This window comes from Pseudomonas sp. LBUM1674, assembly GCF_059695635.1.
On sequence record NZ_CP166779.1, the window covers coordinates 6105873 to 6128342 of the forward strand.

Genomic DNA, 22470 nt, shown 5'->3' on the forward strand with positions numbered 1-22470 from the left:
CGTTCAGGCATATTCACGATAATGGCCGCATCTTGTCAGTACGACGCTCAGCGCGCGTTAAGGGTTTGCCAACAGGGTATGCCGAAATGGCCGAGCAGCTCGAAGGTTTCGCACAGCGGCAATCCGACCACCGCCGAGTAACTTCCATTCAGCTGGGCGACAAACACCGCGCCCAGGCCTTGAATGCCATAACCGCCCGCCTTGTCCCGCGGTTCGCCGCTGGCCCAGTAGGCCGCCGCTTCTTCGCGGTCGATGGGGCGAAAACGCACCAGACTGCGCACAACCCGTGACTCGCAACGCTCACCGTCAAGCACGGCAATGGCGGTCAGCACTTCATGTTCCTGGCCTGCCAACATCATAAGCATGGCGCACGCGTCGGCTTCGTCCACCGGTTTGCCGAGAATTTTCCCGCCGAGCACCACGGCGGTATCGGCACCCAGCACACAGAAGTCTGTATCGGACACAACCAGCCGGCGCCCGGCTTCCGCCTTGCCACGCGCGAGGCGTTCGACATAGGCCGATGGCGATTCAAGACTCAAAGGGGTTTCGTCGATGTCCGCACTGATGACGGAGAACGGCACGCCGATCTGCGTGAGCAGTTCACGCCGACGCGGCGAGCCAGAGGCGAGATAAAGCTGTTTCATCAAGACATCTCCCTGTCCAGTACGGGCCAATGCCTGACCGAATTAATTGATTCTGTAACGTCGACGCAAACCGCGCAAACCGTAGCTGACCCAAGGCCAGAGCAATGCACTGACCAGTGCCGGCAAGACCAGCGCCAGCGTTGGCTGACGATTGCCGGTCAGGGCGCTGAGCCATAGTTGAACCAGCTGTGCGAGGCCGAAGATCACCAGGATCACCAGGCTCTGCTGCCACATCGGGAACATCCGCAAGCGTTGTTGCAGCGCCAGCACCAGATACGTGATAAGCGTCAGGATCAACGCATTCTGGCCCAGCAGCGTGCCATAGAGCACGTCTTCGGCCAGGCCCAGGCACCATGCCGTCACCATGCCGACTTTCTGCGGCAATGCCAACGCCCAGAACGCCAGCAGCAAGGCGAGCCACAGCGGGCGCAGGATTTCCATGAATTGCGGCAACGGCGAAACGCTGAGCAGCAGGCCGATGGCAAACGTCAGCCAGACCATCCAGCCGTTTCGGGAGGCGGTAGTACCGACCATTATTCTCTTCCCCCAGTGGTAGCCGGCGCGGAGACAGGCGGTTTGGCGGCAGGCCTCACGGCAGCGGGTTGAGCCGTCGGTGGTTTGGCGGGCGGCTTGGTGGCGGCAGGTTTTGCTGCGACAGGTTTGGCCGGGGCGGTCGCGGTGGCAGGCGCAGTCACCGGAGCAACCGGAGCGGCCGGAGCAGCAACGGCAGCCGGGATGACGGCTGCAGGCTTGGGCACGGTCGCTGGAATGATCGGTCCACCGCCGTGCTGATCCAGCGCTTCCTGGGCCTGGGCGGCATCGTTGGCACGTTCTTCGGCTGTGCGGCTGTCACTGAATACCAACAACAGATAACGGCTGCGGTTCAAGGCGGCGGTCGGTACGGCGCGAACAATGGCGAACGGCTGGCCTGAATCGTGGATCACTTCCCTGACCGTGGCCACCGGGTAACCCGCCGGGAAACGCTGACCGAGACCGGAGCTGACCAGCAGATCGCCTTCCTTGATGTCGGCCGTGTCTGCAACGTGACGCAGTTCCAGGCGTTCCGGGTTGCCGGTGCCGCTGGCAATCGCCCGCAGGCCATTGCGGTTCACCTGCACCGGGATGCTGTGCGTGGTGTCGGTCAGCAGCAGCACGCGGGAGGTGTAGGGCATCAATTCGACCACCTGGCCCATCAGGCCGCGGGCGTCGAGCACCGGCTGACCGAGCACAACACCGTCGCGCTCACCCTTGTTGATGATGATGCGGTGGGTGAAGGGGTTGGGGTCCATGCCGATCAGCTCGGCCACTTCGACCTTCTCGTTGACCAGCGCGGAGGAGTTGAGCAACTCGCGCAGCCGCACGTTCTGCTCGGTCAAGGCGGCAAGCTTTTGCATGCGGCCCTGCAACAGCAGGTTTTCGGTCTTGAGTTTTTCGTTTTCCGCGACGAGTTCGGTACGGCTGCCAAACTGGCTGGCCACACCTTGCCATAGCCGCTGCGGCAGGTCGGTGATCCAGTAAGACTGCATCAGCACCAGCGACATTTGGCTACGCACCGGCTTGAGCAGTGTGAAGCGGGCATCGAACACCATCAGCGCGACCGATAGCACGACCAGCACCAACAAGCGCACGCCCAGTGAAGGCCCTTTGGTGAAAAGCGGTTTAATAAGCCGCTCCTCCCAGGCAAATGTTCTCGTTATTCATAGGCAGACCGGCCTGGATGCAGACTGACAGAAGATAAACGCAACAGGCAGCACTGCAAAGTGCTGCCTGCGCGCCAACAGCATAGATGCAACCGGCGATATCACTCGCTGGAAAGCAGGTCCATGGTGTGTTTATCCATCATTTCCAAGGCACGGCCACCGCCGCGAGCGACGCAGGTCAGCGGGTCTTCGGCAACGATCACCGGCAGGCCGGTTTCCTGGGCCAGCAACTTGTCGAGGTCACGCAGCAAGGCGCCACCACCGGTCAGCACCAGGCCACGCTCGGCGATATCGGAAGCCAGTTCCGGCGGCGATTGCTCCAGCGCACTTTTCACTGCCTGAACGATGGTGGCCAGGGACTCTTGCAGAGCTTCCAGCACTTCATTGGAGTTCAGGGTGAATGCGCGTGGAACGCCTTCGGCCAGGTTACGGCCGCGAACGTCGACTTCGCGAACTTCGCCGCCCGGGTAGGCGGTACCGATTTCCTGTTTGATGCGCTCGGCGGTGGACTCGCCGATCAGGCTGCCGTAGTTGCGACGCACGTAAGTGATGATCGCTTCGTCGAAGCGGTCGCCGCCAACCCGTACGGATTCGGCATAAACCACACCGTTCAGGGAGATCAGTGCGATTTCAGTGGTACCGCCACCGATATCGACAACCATCGAGCCGCGAGCTTCTTCAACCGGCAGACCGGCACCGATCGCAGCCGCCATCGGCTCTTCGATCAGGAATACTTCACGGGCACCGGCACCGAGAGCCGATTCACGGATGGCACGACGCTCAACCTGGGTGGATTTGCACGGGACGCAGATCAGCACACGAGGGCTGGGCTGCAAAAAACTGTTTTCGTGAACTTTGTTGATAAAGTATTGCAACATCTTTTCGCAGACACTGAAGTCAGCGATCACGCCGTCTTTCATCGGACGAATGGCAGCAATGTTGCCTGGCGTACGGCCGAGCATGCGCTTGGCTTCGGTGCCGACGGCAACGACACTTTTCTGGTTACCGTGTGTCCGAATGGCCACAACCGATGGCTCATTCAGAACGATTCCGCGCTCGCGCACGTAAATAAGGGTGTTGGCAGTGCCCAGGTCAATAGAGAGATCGCTGGAAAACATGCCACGCAGTTTCTTGAACATGGGGAAAGGACCCTAGGCAACGCGTGGGTAAAAAAGTGCGGCAAACTCTAACAACGACAGGGATTTTGGGCAAGGCGCCAATATGTTAAATTGGCCGCTTTTCTGTGCACCAACCCCCACAATCGCGGCCTTATGACCGTAGAAATGCGGTAGTGTTCCGACAATCTAACACACGGACGACCTCCGTTCTGTTTTCCACTGGAGATTCCCATGGCGCTTGAACGCTCCGACGTGGAAAAAATCGCTCATCTGGCCTGCCTTGGCCTCAATGATGCCGATCTTCCACACATCACTTCGGCCCTGAACAGCATTCTCGGGCTGGTCGACGAAATGCAGGCGGTCAATACCGACGGTATCGAGCCGCTCGCCCATCCACTGGAAGCCAGCCAGCGCCTGCGTGCAGACGTCGTGACCGAGACCGATCATCGCGAGGCCTACCAGTCCATCGCACCAGCGGTCGAAAACGGCCTGTACCTGGTTCCGAAAGTCATCGACTAAAGGGAAAGAGCCTGCAATGCATCAATTGACTCTGGCCGAGATCGCCCGCGGTCTCGCCGACAAAAAGTTTTCCTCCGAAGAGCTGACCAAGGTCCTGCTGGCGCGCATTACCCAGCTCGATCCGCAGCTCAACAGCTTCATCAGCCTCACCGAAGACCTGGCGCTCCAGCAGGCCAAAGCCGCTGACGCACGCCGGGCCAATGGCGAGAGCGGTGCCCTGCTCGGCGCGCCGATCGCCCATAAAGACCTGTTCTGCACCCAGGGCATCCGCACCAGCTGCGGCTCGAAGATGCTCGACAACTTCAAAGCGCCGTACGATGCCACCGTCGTTGCCAAACTGGCGGCTGCCGGGGCCGTGACCCTGGGCAAGACCAACATGGACGAATTCGCCATGGGGTCGGCCAACGAGTCGAGCTACTACGGCGCGGTGAAAAACCCGTGGAACCTGGAACACGTTCCGGGCGGCTCGTCTGGCGGCTCGGCTGCTGCGGTTGCCGCTCGTCTGTTGCCGGCAGCGACGGGCACCGACACTGGCGGTTCGATTCGTCAGCCCGCCGCGCTGACCAACCTCACCGGCCTGAAACCGACGTACGGTCGCGTTTCGCGCTGGGGCATGATCGCTTACGCGTCCAGCCTCGATCAGGGCGGCCCATTGGCCCGCACCGCCGAAGACTGCGCGATCCTGCTGCAAGGCATGGCCGGTTTCGACCCGCAGGACTCCACCAGCATCGACGAGCCCGTGCCTGATTACAGCGCCGGCCTCAACGGTTCGCTGCAAGGCCTGCGCATCGGCGTGCCGAAGGAATACTTCAGCGCCGGTCTCGACCCACGCATCGCTGACCTGGTCATGGCCAGCGTTGAAGAGCTGAAAAAGCTCGGCGCCGTGGTCAAGGAAATCAGCCTGCCGAACATGCAGCACGCCATCCCTGCGTACTACGTGATCGCCCCGGCGGAAGCGTCTTCCAACCTGTCGCGTTTCGACGGCGTGCGTTTCGGCTATCGCTGCGAAGACCCGAAAAACCTGGAAGACCTGTACAAGCGTTCCCGTGGCGAAGGTTTCGGCCCGGAAGTGCAGCGCCGGATCATGGTCGGCGCCTACGCGCTGTCGGCCGGTTACTACGACGCTTACTATTTGAAGGCGCAGAAGATTCGTCGTCTGATCAAGAACGATTTCATGGCTGCCTTTAATGAGGTCGACATCATCCTCGGCCCAACCACGCCGAACCCGGCCTGGAAGCTCGGCGCCAAGAACAGCGACCCGGTCGCTGCGTACCTGGAAGACGTCTACACCATCACCGCTAACCTCGCCGGTCTGCCGGGCTTGTCCATGCCTGCAGGTTTTGTCGATGGCCTGCCGGTCGGCGTGCAGTTGCTCGCCCCGTATTTCCAGGAAGGCCGCCTGTTGAACGTTGCCCATCAGTATCAGCAGAACACTGACTGGCACACCCGCACCCCAACCGGCTTCTGAGGAGAAACACATGCAATGGGAAGTCGTGATCGGGCTGGAGATTCATACCCAGCTCACCACCCGGTCGAAAATCTTTTCCGGTAGTTCCACCACCTTCGGTTCCGAGCCGAACACCCAGGCCAGCCTGGTCGACCTGGGCATGCCCGGCGTACTGCCGGTGCTCAACCAGGAAGCGGTGCGCATGGCGGTGATGTTCGGCCTGGCGATCGATGCCGAGATCGGCCAGCACAACGTGTTCGCCCGCAAGAACTACTTCTACCCGGACCTGCCCAAGGGCTACCAGATCAGCCAGATGGAGTTGCCGATCGTTGGCAAGGGCCACCTGGACATCGCGCTGGAAGACGGCACGGTCAAACGCGTCGGCATTACCCGCGCGCACCTGGAAGAAGACGCCGGCAAAAGCCTGCACGAAGAGTTCACCGGTGCCACCGGCATCGACTTGAACCGCGCCGGCACGCCGTTGCTGGAAATCGTCTCCGAACCGGACATGCGCAGCGCCAAGGAAGCCGTGGCTTACGTCAAGGCTGTCCACGCGCTGGTGCGTTACCTCGGCATTTGCGACGGCAACATGGCCGAAGGCTCGCTGCGTTGCGACTGCAACGTGTCGATCCGGCCCAAAGGCCAGGTTGAGTTCGGTACGCGCTGCGAGATCAAGAACGTCAACTCGTTCCGCTTCATCGAGAAGGCGATCAACACCGAAGTGCAGCGTCAGATCGAGCTGATCGAAGACGGCGGCAAGGTGATCCAGCAGACCCGCCTGTACGATCCGAACAAGGACGAAACCCGTCCGATGCGCAGCAAAGAGGAAGCCAACGACTACCGTTACTTCCCCGATCCGGACCTGCTGCCGGTGGTCATCGAAAACTCGTTCCTCGACGACGTGCGCGCCACCCTCCCGGAATTGCCACCGCAGAAACGCGAGCGCTTCCAGGCGCAGTTCGGTCTGTCGGTCTACGACGCCAGCGTCCTGGCCACCAGCCGCGAGCAAGCCGATTACTTCGAGAAAGTCACCAGCATCAGCGGCGACGCCAAGCTGGCGGCCAACTGGGTGATGGTCGAGCTGGGCAGCCTGTTGAACAAACAGGGCCTGGACATCGACCAGTCGCCGGTCTCGGCCGAGCAACTGGGCGGCATGCTGCTGCGCATCAAGGACAACACTATCTCTGGCAAGATCGCCAAGGTGGTGTTCGAAGCCATGGCCAACGGCGAAGGCAGCGCGGACGAGATCATCGACAAGCGCGGCCTCAAGCAAGTGACCGACAGCGGCGCCATCTCTGCAGTGCTGGACGAGATGCTCGCGGCCAATGCCGAACAGGTCGAGCAATACCGCGCGGCAGATGAAGCCAAACGCGGCAAGATGTTCGGCTTCTTCGTCGGCCAGGCCATGAAAGCGTCCAAAGGCAAGGCCAACCCGCAACAAGTCAATGAACTGCTGAAAAGCAAGCTCGAGGGCTGATGAGCATCGAGCCAGCACTGACTACTGGCTCAATTCCCTGTGGGAGCGAGCTTGCTCGCGATAGCGGTTCGGCATTCAATATTGAGTTGACTGTCAGGACGCCATCGCGAGCAAGCTCGCTCCCACATTTGTTTTTGGGAGCTTCCAAATGAAGCGTCTACTTGGTGCCTGCGCCCTGCTCGCTCTGCTGGCCGGTTGCACCAGCAACGACATCATCGATCCACACGGCTACGACAAGACCGGCACTGCCTCCTACTACGGCGCCAAACACCAAGGCAAGCGCACCGCCAGTGGCGAGCGCTTCAACAAAAATTCCCTGACCGCCGCCCACCGCCAGCTACCCTTTGGTACACGGGTGAAGGTCACGAACCTGAATAACGACAAGTCCTGCGTGGTGCGCATCAACGATCGCGGGCCACATACCCGCGGACGCTTGATCGATATTTCACACGAGGCCGCCGAACAACTGGGCATGCTCAGAAGCGGCACCGCACGAGTTCGCGTGCAAGCCCTCGACTGACCGACGGAGCCTCGACCATCTTCGGACTTGCCGATTTACCCCTGCTCAGCGTGATCGAACTGCTCAGCGGCCTGTTGTTACTGATCGTCGGCGCCGAACTGATGGTGCGCGCCGCCGTGCGCCTGGCCGCGCGGCTGCATGTTCGCCCGTTGATCATCGGCCTGACCATCGTTGCCCTCGGCAGCAGCGCGCCGCAGATGGCGGTCAGCCTGCAAGCGACCCTGGCGCAAAACGCCGACATCGCTGTCGGCAGCGTGATCGGCAGCAGCATTTTCAACATCCTCGTCACCCTCGGACTCTCGGCGCTGATTATTCCGCTGCGGGTTTCGCGGCAACTGGTGCATCTGGATATTGCGCTGATGATCGGAGCCAGCCTGCTGGTGTTTGTGCTGGCGTGGAATGAAGAGCTGACCCGGGCCGATGGCATGATGCTGCTCGCGGCGCTGGTACTGTACCTGGGCTTGCTGCTGCGCCAGTCGCGGCATTCAGTCCGTCCGCAATCGACCACCCAGGAAGTGGTGCAAGCGCCGTGGCTCAGCAGTCTGCTGATGATCGTCGTCGGGCTGGCGATGCTGGTGTACGCCGGGCACTTGCTGTTGGGTGCCGCCGTGTCGGTCGCCACTGATCTTGGGCTTTCCGAGCGGATCATCGGCCTGACCATCGTCGCCGTCAGCACCTCTCTGCCGGAACTGGCCACCTCGTTGATCGCGGCGTTGCGCGGTGAAAGGGAAATTGCCGTGGGCAACGTGATCGGCAGCAACCTGTTCAATCTTCTGGGCGTGCTGGGCTTTACCGCGCTGATCGCGCCATCACCGCTGTCGGTGTCGCCCAATGCCCTGGATTTCGATTTGCCGGTCATGCTCGGCGTCGCAGCGCTGTGCCTGCCGGTGTTCTATTCCGGCTACCGGATGACCCGGCTTGAAGGCCTGCTGTTTCTGGGTCTGTACCTGGCTTACGGCCTGCATGTGGTGGCATTCACCACCGGGATGCCGCTGGCTGGCAAGCTTGAACACCTGATGCTGTTTTTCGTCCTGCCGGCACTGGTGGCGTATTTACTGTTCACGTCGCTGCGCGCCTGGCGTCGCCAACACCACAAGAGGGAATTGCCATGACCGATAATCAAAAGCCTGGCGTTGAAGTCCGCCGCCAAGTGATGGGCGACGCCTTCGTCGACCGTGCGCTGGGCAATGCCACCGAGTTCACCCAGCCCCTGCAGGACTTCGTCAACGAGCATGCCTGGGGCAGCGTCTGGAACCGCGAAGGCCTGCCACTGAAAACCCGCAGCCTGATCACCCTCGCTGCACTGACGGCGTTGAAGTGTCCGCAGGAATTGAAAGGCCATGTGCGCGGTGCGCTGAACAACGGTTGCACCGTGGAGGAAATTCGCGAGGCGCTGCTGCATTGCGCGGTGTATGCCGGTGTGCCGGCGGCGATCGATGCGTTTCGGGCGGCGCAGGAAGTGATTGATAGCTATCAGCAGGCGCAATAACACTACCTGAAAAATCCCGACTCAATATGTGCGCGCTGACTGCCTCCTTGCCAGCGCCCGCTGACGGCAACCGTCCCCGGCTCATATACATATTTCGATAATAGATGGCAGCTCGCCGCCCCTTGCACCACTGCCCTCTTGCGACACACTGCGCGTCACACAATCACAAGAGGTGATGGTCGTTGAGGGGACTGCGCTCGCTCACCGCACCATCGCTTCATGACAAGGAAGTTCTCATGATGCGATCCAGGGTTGCGATGAACCTTTCGAGCCTGCTGCTATTGAGCCTGCTCATCGGTAGTACGGCACAGGCCTCGGCCCAGGCATGTTTCGACGCCAGCCATCGGGATTTCAGTGAAGTCCTCGCCTGCTACAAAAAAGCCGAATCCGCCAAGCCATTGGCCTACACCGCCACAGGCACGCAAGCATTTCCAGGCGTGGAAAAACGCAGCTTTGAGCTGGTGTCCGGGCAGTGGTCACCAGAAGGCCTGGTCAGCCCTGAACGCTGGCAACATGACGTCGACATTTATATCCCGGACAACGCGCTGCATGGCCGGGCCTTGCTGGTAGCCAATAACGGCACCTTGACCCCGGGCGGGGGCAAGGAGCCAAGCGGCCCCACGGATTTCACGCAAGCGATGGCACTCGAAGTAGCCCGCCAAACCCGCACCATCGTGATCTCTGTCAGCAATATCCCCAATCAGTACCTGACCTATGCCGATGATGGCGTTCCACGCACGGAGGACGCCAGCGTCGCCCACAGCTGGAAGCTGTTTCTCGATGATCCACAGCGACGTCCGTTCATGTCACTGCGCCTGCCAATGGTGGTGTCGCTGGTCAAGGCCATGGACCTGGCACAGCAGGAATTGCGACCTTGGGGGATCAACCAGTTCATCGCCAGCGGCGCCTCGAAACGCGGCTGGACCGCCTGGCTGGCAGCCATTGCCGATGAACGGGTGCATGCGATTGTGCCGTTCGCCATCGACATCCTGGGCATGGACAAGGTCCTCGACCATACCTGGCAAGCCTATGGTCGAAACTGGCCCCTGGCGTTTTTTGACTATCACCATGAAGGCATCACCCGGCAGATCAAGACTGAAAATTTTGCCCGGCTGCTACAAATCGAAGACCCGCTGAGCTACCTGAACTCGGCCTATGCGCCACGCCTGTCGATTCCCAAATACATCGTCAACGCCAGCAGCGACGACTTCTTCCTGCCGGACAATGCGGACTTCTTTTTCGACCCGCTACCCGGTCCGAAAGTCTTGCGAGTCGCGCCCAACGCCAGCCATTATGGCATCAGGCAATTCGTCGAAAACTCGCTCGTTCCAGTGATCAACCGCTGGCAGCAAGACCGTGCCTTGCCCGTCATCACAACTCGCTCGGTTCTGCTGGGATCCCGGGAAACCTTGGGGCTGGAGTTTTCCGAGGCTCCGGTGCGGGTGACGCAATGGACTGCAATCAACCCGCTGGCCCGGGACTTTCGATACCCCTGCGGGGTTCGCTACGAATCCAGCGACGTCATCCCCTCAGCCCCGCTCGACGCTCAGGTGCTGATCGATACGCCGGATAACGGCTGGAAGGCCACCTTTATCGAAGCCACCTTTGCCGACGGCTTCGTCGCCACCACGCCGGTGCAGGTGACCCCCAACATCTATCCGAACGCGGCACCTCCGGTCATCGAGCCTGGCTGCAAGACGCTCAGCGATGACTAGATCCACCCGCCCCACTGCAACAGAAAGATCCCGACGTTGGTGGTGACCGCGGCCATCAATGTGGTGATCACGATGATCGCGGCCGCCAGCTCATGATTGCCATTGGCCTGACGGGCCATGACAAAACTGGCCGCGGCGGTCGGGCTGCCGAAGTACAGAAACAGAATCCCCAGTTCCGCTCCGCGAAAACCCCAGAGCCAGGCACCCAGCGTCGCCAGGATCGGCAGGCCAAGCATCTTCACCAGGCTTGAACTCAGCGCCATCGAGCCGCTTTTGCGCATCGCCGCCAGCGACAGCGTGCCGCCGATGCAGATCAGCGCCAAGGGCAACGTGGTTTGCGCCAGGTACTGAGCGGACGTCTCCAGCCAGCCCGGCAAACCGATCTTGAAGTAGGCGAACGGTGCTGCTGCAAACACGCTGATGATCAGCGGATTGATCATCACGCTTTTAAAGATGCTCCACGGATCGGACTTGATCACCGGGCTGTAGACCGCCAGCACGATGGTCGAGAGCGTGTTGTAGAACAGGATCACCAGTGCCGCGAGAATCGCCCCGAGGGAGATACCGTAGTCGCCGTACATGCTCGCTGCCAGCGCCAGGCCGATGACACCGTTATTGCCGCGAAACGCGCCTTGGGTGTAGATGCCCCGGTCTTCCCGCGGGCATTTCCAGATCGCCCAGCCCCAGGCAATGGCGAAACAGACCAGCGTGGCGATAGAGAAATAGATCAGCAGCGCCGGTTGCAACGCGGCGTGCAGGTCGGCATGCAGGATGCCCAGGAACAGCAACGCCGGCATGGTGACGTTGAACACCAGGGCCGACGCTGTGTGAATGAAGTTGTCGTTGATCCAGTCGATGCGCTTGAGCAGCACTCCCAGAAACAGCATGGCAAACACCGGTGCGGTGATATTCAGGGTTTCGAGGAAGATAGCCAGCATGCCGGGGGTCACCTTGGGTGGGCGTCGTTAGGGGGCTAATGATAAGCCACTTTCACCCCGATCGTTCCCATGCTCCGCGTGGGAATGCCTCTTGTGACGCAGAGCGTCACGCTTTGGGACGCAGAGCGTCCCGGGCTGCATTCCCACGCGGAGCGTGGGAACGATCATTACGCGGTCTCAGGTGATAGGCGCCGGGTTGAACAAGGTGATGTCGTTATGCAGCTTATGTCGCTCCGCCCACGTCTGCTTCTTGCCGCTGGCCACATCCAGGTAGTAGTGGAACAACTCCCACCCAAGGTCCTCGATCGAAGCCCGCCCGGTCGCAATCCGTCCGGCATCGATGTCGATCAGGTCCGGCCAGCGCTGCGCCAGTTCGGTCCGGGTCGATACCTTCACCACCGGCGCCATCGCCAAACCATAGGGCGTGCCGCGACCGGTAGTGAACACATGCAAGTTCATCCCCGCTGCCAGTTGCAACGTCCCGCAGACAAAATCACTGGCCGGCGTCGCACAGAAAATCAGCCCTTTGCGCTTGAAGCGCTCGCCAGGGCCAAGCACCCCATTGATCGCGCTGCTGCCGGATTTGACGATCGAGCCCAATGACTTCTCGACAATGTTCGACAACCCGCCCTTCTTGTTGCCCGGCGTAGTGTTGGCACTGCGATCCGCTTCACCCTTGGCCAGGTAACGGTCGTACCAATCCATTTCCCGCACCAGTTCCTGAGCCACTTCCTCGGTTTCTGCGCGGGACGTCAGCAGATAAATGGCGTCGCGTACTTCGGTGACTTCGGAAAACATTACCGTCGCACCAGCCCGCAGCAACAGGTCCGAGGCATAGCCCAGCGCCGGGTTGGCGGTGATTCCGGAAAATGCATCGCTGCCGCCGCATTGCATGCCAAGGATCAGCTCGGACGCCGGTACGGTTTCCCGGCGACGTTGATCGAGCTTCTTCAAACGGGCCTCGGCCATCTCCATGATCTGCTCGATCATCTCGGTGAAACCAAGACTGGAATCCTGCAAGCGATACAGCCATGGCTCGCTCAAATCCACTGAGCTGTCGTTCTCGTGCATCACCTGCCCGGCCTGCAATTTCTCGCAACCCAGACTGATCACCAGCGCTTCGCCACCCAGGTTCGGGTTGCGCGCCAGGTTGCGCACGGTACGAATCGGGATGTACGCGTCGGTGGCGGTGATCGCCACACCGCAACCGTAGCTGTGGGTCAGCGCCACCACGTCATCGACGTTCGGGTACTTGGGCAGTAACTCGTCCTTGATGCGCTTGACCGCATGGTCCAGCACCCCGGTGACGCATTGAACAGTCGTGGTAATCCCAAGAATGTTGCGCGTGCCGACGGTACCGTCGGCATTGCGATACCCCTCGAACGTAAAGCCTTCCAGCGGCGCCTGTGCCGCCGGCACCTCGGTGGACAGCGGCAAGCTGTCCAGCGGTGGCGCGGTCGGCATGCGCAGTTGATCTTCCTTGACCCAGCTGCCGCGTGGAATCGGTTGTAACGCGTAGCCAATGGTCTGGCCGTAGCGAATCACCTGGCCGCCCTCGGGAATATCTTCCAGGGTGACCTTGTGGCTCTGCGGCACGAAGTCCAGGGTGACCAGGCCGTCCGGAAACTCGGTGCCGGCCGGTACCCCCTGATCGTTGACCACGATGACCACGTTGTCCCGCTCGTGCAGGCGGATGTAGCGCGGCGAGTCGGAATGTTCAATCAACTGCATGACGCCGCTCCTCAGGAATGCGCTTGGGACAATTTGTTATTGGTTTCAGGACCGCTGACTGGCGGTTCCTTGAGTACCACACGCTTGATCGGACCGACGATTACCAGGTAGCTGAACACCGCGACCAGGGCGTTGCAACCGACAAACACCAGTGCCCATTTGAACGAACCGGTGGAGCTGATGATGTAACCGATGACGATCGGGGTGGTGATCGACGCGATATTACCGAAGGTGTTGAACAGGCCACCGCTCAGACCGGCGATCTGCTTCGGCGAGGTATCGGACACCACGGCCCAACCCAGCGCACCCACGCCTTTGCCGAAGAACGCCAGGGCCATGAAGCCGACGACCATCCATTCCACATCCACGTAATTGCAGGCCACGATGCTGCTGGACACCAGCAAGCCGGCAATGATCGGCGCCTTGCGGGCGAAGGTCAGCGAGTGGCCCTTGCGCAGCAGGTAATCGGAAATCACCCCGCCGAGCACGCCACCGATAAAGCCGCAGATCGCCGGCAACGAGGCGATGAAACCGGCCTTGAGGATGGTCATGCCGCGTTCTTGCACCAGATACACCGGGAACCAGGTCAGGAAGAAGTAGGTGATGCCGTTGATGCAATATTGGCCCAGATACACGCCGAGCATCATGCGGTTGGTCAGCAACTGGCGGATGTAGTCCCACTTCGGTCCGTCGGTTTTTTTGCCTTTGCCTTTGTCCTGGTCCATGTCGACCATGCCGCCGTTGTCGGCGATGTGCTTGAACTCGGCTTCATTGATCATTGGGTGCTGGCGTGGGCTGTAGATAACTTTCAGCCAGATCCCCGAGAAGATGATGCCGATCACACCCATGACGATGAACACGTGCTGCCAGCCAAAACTGTAGACGATCCAGCCCATCAGCGGTGCAAACAACACGGTGGCAAAATACTGCGCCGAGTTGAAGATCGCCGACGCCGTACCGCGTTCCGCCGTCGGGAACCAGGCCGCGACGATGCGCGCGTTACCGGGGAAGGATGGCGCTTCGGCCAGACCCACCAGGAAGCGCAGCATGAACAGCGCAACCACCGCGGTAGACATACCGAATTCGCCGACATAGCCCTGCAGCACGGTGAACAGCGACCAGGTGAAAATGCTGAGCGCGTAGATTTTTTTCGAGCCGAAACGGTCCAGCAACCAGCCACCGGGAATTTGCCCGGCCACGTAGGCCCAACCGAATGCGGAGAAGATATAACCGAGAGTGACCGCGTCGATGCCGAGGTCTTTTTGCAGGCTGGAGCCCGCGATGGCGATAGTGGCCCGGTCGGCGTAGTTGATGGTGGTCACCAGGAAAAGCATGAGCAAAATCAAATAGCGGACGTGGGTCGGCTTGGTCGCTTGCATGTAAATGTACTCCCACTGATTATTTTTATGCGCGGGTGAAACTGTTGCGGTATCGATGCCGATACCGCGGTGTTTCCTGTCAGGAGCCGATGTAGCTGGTCTTCACCACGGTGTAGAACTCTTGCGCGTAGCGACCTTGCTCGCGAGAGCCATAGGATGAACCTTTACGCCCACCGAATGGAACGTGGTAATCCACGCCCGCCGTCGGCAGGTTAACCATCACCATCCCGGCCTGGGAGTGGCGCTTGAAGTGGTTGGCGTACTTCAGCGACGTGGTGGCGATGCCCGCCGACAGACCGAATTCGGTGTCGTTGGCCATGGCCAGCGCAGCCTCGTAATCCGCTACGCGAACCACGTTGGCTACCGGGCCGAAGATCTCTTCGCGGCTGATCCGCATCGCGGCTTCGCTGTCGGCAAACAGGGTTGGGGCGAGGTAGTAGCCTTCGGTGTCGCAGGTCACCAGACCTCCGCCGCTGACCAGACGCGCACCTTCGGATTGACCGATGTCGATGTATTTCATGTCCTGCTCGAGCTGGGCTTGCGAGACGACCGGACCGATATCGGTGCCGGTTTTCAGCGCGTGGCCGACCTTGATCGACTTCATGCGCTCGGCCATGGCTTCGACGAATTGGTCGTGAATCCCGGCAGTGACGATGAAACGGCTCGAGGCAGTGCAACGCTGGCCGGTGGAGTAGAACGCGCTCTGGACCGACAGTTCGACCGCTTGCTTGAGGTCGGCGTCGTCGAGAATGATCTGCGGGTTCTTGCCGCCCATTTCCAGCTGGACCTTGGCCTGGCGCGACACGCAGTTGACCGCGATCTGCCGACCGACACCCACGGAACCGGTGAAGCTGATGCCGTCGACTTTCGGGCTCTGAACCAACGCATCGCCGACCACTCGACCGCTGCCCATCACCAGGTTGAACACGCCGGACGGGAAGCCGGCGCGGGAGATGATTTCAGCCAGCGCCCAGGCGCAACCCGGTACCAGGTCCGCCGGTTTCAGCACCACGCAGTTGCCGTAGGCCAGGGCCGGGGCGATTTTCCACGCCGGGATCGCGATCGGGAAATTCCATGGCGTGATCAGACCGACTACGCCCAGCGCTTCGCGAGTGACTTCGACGTTGACGCCCGGACGTACCGACGGCAGATAGTCGCCGGACAGACGCAGGCATTCCCCGGCGAAGAACTTGAAGATGTTGCCGGCGCGGGTCACTTCGCCGATGGCTTCGGGCAGGGTCTTGCCCTCTTCCCGAGCCAGCAGAGTGCCAAGTTCTTCGCGGCGGGCGAGGATTTCAGTGCCGACTTTGTCCAGTGAATCGTGGCGAGCCTGAATGCCCGAAGTGGACCAGGCCGGGAACGCGGCGCGAGCGGCGTCGATGGCGGCGTGGACCTGAGCCAGATCAGCCTTGGCGTATTCACCGATGGTATCGGTCAACTCCGATGGGTTGATGTTGGTGCTGTAGTCGGCACCAATGACCCATTGGCCGTTGATGTAGTTATCGAAACGCTTTGTATCAGCCACAATCTTTCTCCTAAAAAAGAAGTCCTCACGCAAAAGGCCGCTGATTGCTCAGCGGCCTTGTTTGTTCGGTTTTTTTACTGCGCGCCCTGCTTGTCGATCAGCGCGGCCAGAGCTTCGTACTCTTCTGGCAGCAGATCGGTCAGCGGCGCACGTACGGGACCTGCGTCGAAGCCTGCAATTTTTGCCCCGGCCTTGACGATGCTCACCGCGTAACCGGCCTTGCGGTTACGGATGTCCAGGTACGGCAGGAAGAAGTCGTCGATGATCTTGCCGACGGTGGCGTGATCTTCCCGGGCAACGGCGTGGTAGAAATCCATCGCGGTTTTCGGAATGAAGTTGAACACCGCGGACGAGTAAACCGGTACGCCCAGCGCCTTGTAGGCCGCAGCGTAGACTTCGGCGGTCGGCAGACCACCCAGGTAGCTGAAGCGATCGCCGAGACGACGACGGATCGACACCATCAATTCGATATCGCCCAGGCCATCCTTGTAGCCGATCAGGTTCGGGCAGCGCTCGGCCAGACGTTCCAGCAGCGGCGCGGTCAGGCGGCATACATTACGGTTGTAAACCACCACGCCGATTTTCACCGATTTGCACACGGCTTCAACGTGGGCTGCCACGCCGTCCTGGCTGGCTTCGGTCAGGTAATGCGGCAACAGCAACAGGCCCTTGGCGCCCAGACGCTCGGCTTCTTGAGCGTATTCGATGGCTTGCCGGGTCGAACCGCCGACACCGGCCAGAATCGGCACGCTGGTTTCGCAGGTGTCGACGGCTGTCTTGATGATTTCCGAGTATTCGCTGGCCGCCAGAGAGAAGAACTCACCAGTGCCGCCCGCGGCGAACAGTGCCGAGGCGCCGTATGGGGCCAGCCATTCAAGACGCTTGATGTAGCCCGCGCGATGGAAATCGCCCTGAGCATTGAAATCGGTAACCGGGAAAGACAGCAGACCGGAAGAGAGGATGGACTTCAGTTCTTGTGGATTCATTATTCGAACACCCTGGGTAGCGACGTTATGTGTGAGAAAACCGTTCAGCCTTCGCCGAAGTTGTAGGTCATCGTACAACCTAAATAAAAACCGTCAACTGCATTTCATCGCCGCGGGTGAAAATTGTTGGACAGGATGGGCGGGCGACGAATGATTCTGGGCCTTCGGCTCCGCAAAACCGGGATGCACGGACGCCGTGCCGAGGGGCATTCAGGAGATACGTTGTCGGAAGAGAAAGATTATGGATTAGCGAAAGGAGCTGGTTTCAGGACTGGCTGAAAGAATTGTGGCCTGGCTGCGGGCCCCTTCGTCGGAACGCCGCCCGGAGCCGGCTCGCTCCCACATGGGATCGTCTGTGAACACAACATTCGTGAACATCCGCAATCAAATGTGGGAGCGAGTCTGCTCGCGAAGGCAGTTTCTCAGGCAATTGGATCGACTGTGAACACAGGGTTTGTGAACATTCGCAATCAACTGTAGGAGCGAGCCGGCTCCGGGCGGCGTTCCGACGAAGGCAGTTTCTCAGGCAATTGGATCGACTGCGAACACAGGGTTTGGAACATTTGCAATCAATTGTGGGAGCGAGCCGGCTCCGGGCGGCGTTCCGACGATGGCGGCCTCTCAGGCAATGATTTACCCGAATCAGCAACCTTACCCCCGCTGCGCCTCAGCCTCTTCATGGGCATGGCGCAGTCGTTCACGGCTATTGGTCAGGTGCAAACGCATCGCCGCGCGGGCCGCATCGGAATCCTGCCGGGCAATCGCGTCATAAATCTCTTCGTGCTCACGGCTCAGGCGATTCATGTAGTGCTGCTGGTCATCATGGGCCAGGCGCGCCGAGTTGAGGCGCGTACGCGGGATGATGCTGGTGCCCAGGTGGGTCATGATGTCAGTGAAGTAGCGGTTGCCGGTCGCCAGGGCGATTTGCAGGTGGAACTGGAAGTCCGACGCCACGGCGTCGCTGGCGTGGGAGACACTTTCATTCAACGCGTCCAGCGCCGCTCGCATCAGCGCCAACTGCTCGGGGCTGCGGCGTTGTGCGGCGAGGCCGGCGGATTCAACTTCGAGGCTGATGCGCAGTTCGAGAATCGCCAGCACATCACGCAGGGTGACGACGGTCGCCGGGTCGATACGAAAACCACTCGGGCTCGGGGTATCGAGCACGAAGGTGCCGATGCCATGACGGGTTTCAACCTGCCCGGCCGCCTGCAACCGCGAAATCGCCTCGCGCACCACCGTACGGCTGACGCCATGGGCCTCCATGATCGCCGACTCAGTGGGCAATTTGTCGCCGCGCTTGAGGTGACCGTCGCGAATCTGCTCGGACAGCACCGTCACCAATTCCTGTGCGAGGCTGCGGCGCTTGCGAGGGAGGCGTGGCGTGTCGATCGGGTTTTCCATGGTGAACGTCATTCTCGAAAAATTCGGCTGAATCCGCATCATAGCTCAACGCGGTTGTACGATCACCCACCACCCTGTAGGAGTGGTGTTCAGGCGGTCACGGCCTGATCCACCAGATGCCCATTCTCGATACGAATGTGCCGTGGGTGGAAGCGCTTCAGGCTGCTGCGGTGCCCGACACTGACAATGCTCAACCCCGGTATTTCATCGATCAACGCCTGATACAGCGATGCCTCATCCTCTTCATCCATCGCCGAGGTCGCTTCGTCCATGTACAGCCATTGCGGTGCATAGAGCAGCGCACGGGCGAAGGCCAGACGTTGCTGTTCACCCGGCGACAGCATGCGCTGCCAGTGATTGGCTTCGTCCAGACGCGCCACCAGATGCGGCAAGCGGCAGGTTTCGAGCACATGCACGTAGCGCTCGTGCGGATAGGTGTCGCCGGACTGTGGATAACTCAGCGCCTCGCGCAGCGTGCCAATCGGCAGATAAGGTTTTTGCGGCAGGAACAGATACCGCGCCGCCGGCAGACGAATACTGCCGTGGCCCGCCGGCCACAAATGCCCCATTGCCCGCAGCAAGGTCGATTTGCCGCTGCCGGAACGACCACTGAGCATGACGCGCTCGCCCTCCTCCACGGTCATGTCGGCGTTGGTCAGCAGGTGACGACCGTCCGCCAGGTCGAGGCCCAGGTTGTGTACCTTCAACTCCGAGCCCGAATTCTGCACGTCGATCATCGGCGCGCGCTCTTCGTTATCCGTCATCGCCTGGCGGAAACTCAGCAGACGATCGCAGGTGGCGCGCCAGGAGGCGAGGTTCTGGTACGCGCTGATGAACCAGCTGAAGCTCTCCTGCACGTTGCCGAACGCCGAGCTGATTTGCATCAGCTCACCGAGTTCGATCTTGCCAGCAAAGTAACGCGGCGCGGCGACCATGAATGGAAAGATGATGGCGGCCTGGTTGTAACCGGCTGTAAAGAACGTCAGGCGCTTGGACACCTTCATGATGTCCCAGAAGTTGTGCCACACCAGGCCAAAACGACTGCTCAAGCGACGGTTTTCATTCGGCTCACCGTTATAAAGAGCGATGCTTTCGGCATTCTCGCGAATCCGCACCATGGAGAAACGCAGGTCAGCTTCGAAGCGTTGCTGCTGGTTGTTCAAGCCGATCAGGCGACGACCGATCAAATGCGTCAGCCAGCTGCCGATCACCGCATAGACCAGCACACACCAGAACATATAGCCGGGAATGGTAAAACCGTAGACTTCAATACTGCCCGACACACCCCACAGGATGATCGAGAACGACACCAGGCTGACAATATTGCGCAGCAGTCCAATGCCCAGCTCCAGGGTGTTCGAGGTAAAGTTGTTGAGGTCTTCGGAGATCCGCTGGTCCGGGTTATCGGTGTAACCGCCCTGTTCCAGCTGGTAGTAATTCTTGTTGCCGAGCCAGCGGGCGAAATGTTTCTCGGTGAGCCAGGCCCTCCAGCGGATGGTCAGCATCTGAGTCAGGTATAACCGATAGACCGTGCCGACAATCGCCACCGCCGCAATCGCGCAGAAATAAAGAATCAGATGCCAGAATGCCGCCTCGTCCTTCTTTTGCAGTGCGTTGTAAAAATCCTTGTACCAAGTGTTGAACCACACCGAGATTCCCACGCTGAACAGCGACAGTACGATCACCGCGATCAGCAACGTCCAGGCCTTGCCCTTCTCTTCACTGCGCCAGTAAGGCGTGATCATCGCCCAGACTTTGCGAAAAAACTGCCCGCGCACAGCATCGTTGACCGCGGAATATTCAGCGTTCTGATTCATGGAAAAGGCTCATTGGAGAAAAGAACGACACACGAACCGATCATAGATGATCAGTTCGTGTTGCAACGCGGTGTGACAACAATTGTTCAGCACCGGTTCAGCGACGGACCGGGCGCTTCTGCAGTTTGCGCTGCAGGGTGCGGCGGTGCATGCCCAGGGCGCGAGCCGTGGCGGAGATGTTGCCTTCGTGTTCGGTCAACACGCGCTGGATGTGTTCCCATTGCAGGCGGTCCACGGACATCGGGTTTTCCGGCACCAGGGTGTCGAGGTCGGCGTGTTCGGACAGCAGCGCGGCCAGTACGTCATCGGCGTCCGCCGGTTTGCACAGGTAATTGCAGGCGCCGCGCTTGATCGCCTCGACGGCGGTGGCGATGCTCGAGTAACCGGTGAGGATCACCACGCGCATTTCCGGGTCCAGCTCCAGCAGCTTGGGCAACAGCACCAGGCCGGAATCGCCGTCCATTTTCAGGTCCAGCGCGGCGTAGTCCGGCAGGTCGGCCTGGGCGATGGTCAGGCCCTCTTCGGCGGAACCGGCGGTGCTGACGCGAAAGCCCCGGCGGGCCATGGCGCGGGCCATCACCCGGGTGAAAGTTGCGTCGTCGTCTACCAGCAGCAAATGCGGCAGTTCTTCGCCTTCGCCTTCGACTTGGATATCGTCACTCATGTTCGTCTCCTCGGGCGACACGGGGCAGGCGCAGCTCGGTGAGCGTACCGCCTTCCTCATGACTGTAGAGTTTCACTGAGCCACCGGCGCGTGTCACGCTGGCCTTGCTCAAAAACAGGCCCAGGCCGAAACCTTTGCCCTTGGTGGTAAAAAACGGCTTGCCGATCTGCTCGGCAATGGCCAGGGGCACACCGGCACCGTGGTCGCGGATGCTGATGGTCAGGTCCTCGGCATTCCAGTCCAGGGTCACTTGCAGCCCTTCGGGGCAGGCGTCGGCGGCGTTGTTGAGCAAATTCAGCAGCGCCTGGGTCAAATCCGGCGGCGGCGCCATGCGTGGCACGGTCCCTTGGCCCAGACGCTGGAAGCGATAACTGGCTTCAGGTCGCATCAGGTGCCAGCGGTTGAGGGCTTCGTCGAGCCAGTCGGTGACGTCCTGCATCTCCACCGCCAACCGGCGATTGGCCTCCGCCGCCCGGACAAGCTGCTGCAAGGTTTCCTTGCAGAGCTTGACCTGATCCTGCAGCACACTCAGATCGTCCTGCAACATCGGGTCGTGATGGTCCTGGCGCATTTCCTTGAGCAACACGCTCATGGTCGCCAAAGGCGTGCCCAGTTCATGGGCGGCGCCGGCCGCCTGGGTCGCGACGGCCAGCAGCTGCTGATCGCGCAGGCCCTCTTCGCGACGAATGGCACGCAGCTCTTCCTGACGGCGCAACTCTTCGGCCATGCGCGCGGCAAAGAAGGTAATGACCGCCGCGGCCAGGGCGAAACTCAGCCACATCCCGTACACCTGCAGGTTTTCCCGAGCGATCGGGAAGGTTTGCAACGGGTAGAAACGCGCCAGCAGCAGGGTGTACATCGTCAACGCGATACCGGACAGAATCACCGAATACCGCCACGGCAAGGTCACCGCGGCAATGGTCAGCGGCACCAGGTAATAAGAGACGAAGGGGTTGGTCGAACCGCCGGAGAAATACAGCAAGGCACTGTGTATGAACAGGTCGCACGCCAGTTGTACGGCGTACTCGAGCTCGGTGACCGGCCACGAGGTGCGCAGGCGAATCGCCGTGAACGCACACAACAACATCGAACAACCGAGGGTCGCGGCCAGTTGAAACCAGGGCAGCGGCAGCAGCTCGAGCCAGTAAGCCAGGCCCACGGAACCGGCCTGGGCGGCCAGCACCAAAGTGCGGATGAACGTCAGCCGCCAGAGATTCTGGCGAGTTGCGGAAGTGATTTGAACGGGGGCGAGCATGAGCTCTCCTGATGAGCGCTCCAGGCGGATCGCAGGGAGTATAACCAAGCACGGGGACTGGCAGGCGAAAGTGCGGCAAACGGCCACATGGCAGGAAGAATTGCAGCGTCTATAAGGCCGCCTTCGCGAGCAGGCTCGCTCCTAC

Annotated in this window: 20 protein-coding genes; 7 read left to right on the top strand and 13 right to left on the bottom strand. The window is 60.6% G+C overall.

All coding sequences use genetic code 11. The annotated features are described in order from the left end of the window. Positions 1 to 47: 47 nt before the first annotated feature. From ACA067_RS28040 to mreB, 4 genes are all read right to left on the bottom strand, one after another. Positions 48 to 644: a Maf family protein gene (locus tag ACA067_RS28040; protein ID WP_497459449.1), complete on the bottom strand. Its 597-nt coding sequence runs from the start codon at positions 642 to 644 to the stop codon at positions 48 to 50. A gap of 42 nt (positions 645 to 686) precedes the next feature. Further along, positions 687 to 1178 (bottom strand): rod shape-determining protein MreD, encoded by a 492-nt coding sequence (mreD, locus tag ACA067_RS28045; RefSeq protein ID WP_497459450.1) that lies wholly within the window; start codon positions 1176 to 1178, stop codon positions 687 to 689. Beyond that, a complete protein-coding gene (gene mreC, locus ACA067_RS28050; protein ID WP_497462857.1) occupies positions 1178 to 2308 on the bottom strand; it encodes a rod shape-determining protein MreC in 1131 nt (376 codons plus the stop codon). The genes mreD and mreC overlap by 1 nt, the downstream gene beginning before the upstream one ends. Positions 2309 to 2445: 137 nt before the next feature. Beyond that, a complete protein-coding gene (gene mreB, locus ACA067_RS28055) occupies positions 2446 to 3483 on the bottom strand; it encodes a rod shape-determining protein MreB (RefSeq protein WP_002555108.1) in 1038 nt (345 codons plus the stop codon). 210 nt (positions 3484 to 3693) lie between these two features. Between mreB and gatC the strand changes: the two genes are divergently transcribed. The 7 genes from gatC (at position 3694) to ACA067_RS28090 (ending at position 10629) form a co-directional block, all read left to right on the top strand. Next, positions 3694 to 3981: an Asp-tRNA(Asn)/Glu-tRNA(Gln) amidotransferase subunit GatC gene (gene gatC, locus ACA067_RS28060; protein ID WP_045061473.1), complete on the top strand. Its 288-nt coding sequence runs from the start codon at positions 3694 to 3696 to the stop codon at positions 3979 to 3981. 16 nt (positions 3982 to 3997) lie between these two features. Then, positions 3998 to 5449: an Asp-tRNA(Asn)/Glu-tRNA(Gln) amidotransferase subunit GatA gene (gatA, locus tag ACA067_RS28065; RefSeq protein ID WP_253553279.1), complete on the top strand. Its 1452-nt coding sequence runs from the start codon at positions 3998 to 4000 to the stop codon at positions 5447 to 5449. 10 nt (positions 5450 to 5459) lie between these two features. Next, on the top strand, positions 5460 to 6905 hold the full coding sequence (gene gatB, locus ACA067_RS28070; RefSeq protein ID WP_497459451.1) for an Asp-tRNA(Asn)/Glu-tRNA(Gln) amidotransferase subunit GatB: 1446 nt from the start codon (positions 5460 to 5462) through the stop codon (positions 6903 to 6905). Positions 6906 to 7053: 148 nt separating this feature from the next. Next, entirely contained in the window at positions 7054 to 7425 is a 372-nt protein-coding gene (locus ACA067_RS28075; RefSeq protein ID WP_497459452.1) for a septal ring lytic transglycosylase RlpA family protein, read from the top strand. 50 nt (positions 7426 to 7475) lie between these two features. Beyond that, positions 7476 to 8537 (top strand): calcium/sodium antiporter, encoded by a 1062-nt coding sequence (locus ACA067_RS28080; RefSeq protein ID WP_497459453.1) that lies wholly within the window; start codon positions 7476 to 7478, stop codon positions 8535 to 8537. Next, positions 8534 to 8914: a carboxymuconolactone decarboxylase family protein gene (locus ACA067_RS28085; RefSeq protein WP_497459454.1), complete on the top strand. Its 381-nt coding sequence runs from the start codon at positions 8534 to 8536 to the stop codon at positions 8912 to 8914. The genes ACA067_RS28080 and ACA067_RS28085 overlap by 4 nt, the downstream gene beginning before the upstream one ends. 236 nt (positions 8915 to 9150) lie before the next feature. Next, positions 9151 to 10629: a PhoPQ-activated pathogenicity-related family protein gene (locus ACA067_RS28090; RefSeq protein ID WP_497459455.1), complete on the top strand. Its 1479-nt coding sequence runs from the start codon at positions 9151 to 9153 to the stop codon at positions 10627 to 10629. On the opposite strand, the gene ACA067_RS28095 is transcribed toward ACA067_RS28090, so the two are convergent. The 9 genes from ACA067_RS28095 to ACA067_RS28135 form a co-directional block, all read right to left on the bottom strand. Further along, positions 10626 to 11567 (bottom strand): AEC family transporter, encoded by a 942-nt coding sequence (locus ACA067_RS28095; protein ID WP_497459456.1) that lies wholly within the window; start codon positions 11565 to 11567, stop codon positions 10626 to 10628. The two genes, ACA067_RS28090 and ACA067_RS28095, sit on opposite strands and share 4 nt — an antisense overlap. A gap of 177 nt (positions 11568 to 11744) precedes the next feature. After that, positions 11745 to 13298 carry a galactarate dehydratase gene (gene garD / locus ACA067_RS28100; protein WP_497459457.1) on the bottom strand — a complete coding sequence of 518 codons (1554 nt, stop codon included), beginning with the start codon at positions 13296 to 13298 and terminating at the stop codon, positions 11745 to 11747. A gap of 11 nt (positions 13299 to 13309) precedes the next feature. Next, positions 13310 to 14677 carry an MFS transporter gene (locus ACA067_RS28105; protein ID WP_497459458.1) on the bottom strand — a complete coding sequence of 456 codons (1368 nt, stop codon included), beginning with the start codon at positions 14675 to 14677 and terminating at the stop codon, positions 13310 to 13312. 79 nt (positions 14678 to 14756) lie between these two features. Continuing rightward, positions 14757 to 16202, bottom strand: a complete 1446-nt coding sequence (locus tag ACA067_RS28110; protein ID WP_497459459.1) for an aldehyde dehydrogenase family protein — start codon at positions 16200 to 16202, stop codon at positions 14757 to 14759. Positions 16203 to 16276: 74 nt separating this feature from the next. Then, on the bottom strand, positions 16277 to 17188 hold the full coding sequence (gene kdgD, locus ACA067_RS28115; RefSeq protein ID WP_497454002.1) for a 5-dehydro-4-deoxyglucarate dehydratase: 912 nt from the start codon (positions 17186 to 17188) through the stop codon (positions 16277 to 16279). 651 nt (positions 17189 to 17839) lie between these two features. After that, the gene (locus ACA067_RS28120; protein WP_191630668.1) at positions 17840 to 18589 is read right to left on the bottom strand and encodes a FadR/GntR family transcriptional regulator; all 750 of its coding nucleotides are present in this window, start codon (positions 18587 to 18589) and stop codon (positions 17840 to 17842) included. Between the two features lie 89 nt (positions 18590 to 18678). Continuing rightward, a complete protein-coding gene (locus ACA067_RS28125; protein ID WP_497459460.1) occupies positions 18679 to 20406 on the bottom strand; it encodes an ABC transporter ATP-binding protein/permease in 1728 nt (575 codons plus the stop codon). A 97-nt stretch (positions 20407 to 20503) separates the two neighbouring features. Continuing rightward, positions 20504 to 21070 carry a response regulator transcription factor gene (locus ACA067_RS28130; RefSeq protein ID WP_045061485.1) on the bottom strand — a complete coding sequence of 189 codons (567 nt, stop codon included), beginning with the start codon at positions 21068 to 21070 and terminating at the stop codon, positions 20504 to 20506. Then, complete coding sequence (locus ACA067_RS28135) at positions 21063 to 22325, bottom strand: ATP-binding protein (RefSeq protein WP_497459461.1); 1263 nt, start codon at positions 22323 to 22325, stop codon at positions 21063 to 21065. The genes ACA067_RS28130 and ACA067_RS28135 overlap by 8 nt, the downstream gene beginning before the upstream one ends. Between the last annotated feature and the right edge of the window lie 145 nt (positions 22326 to 22470).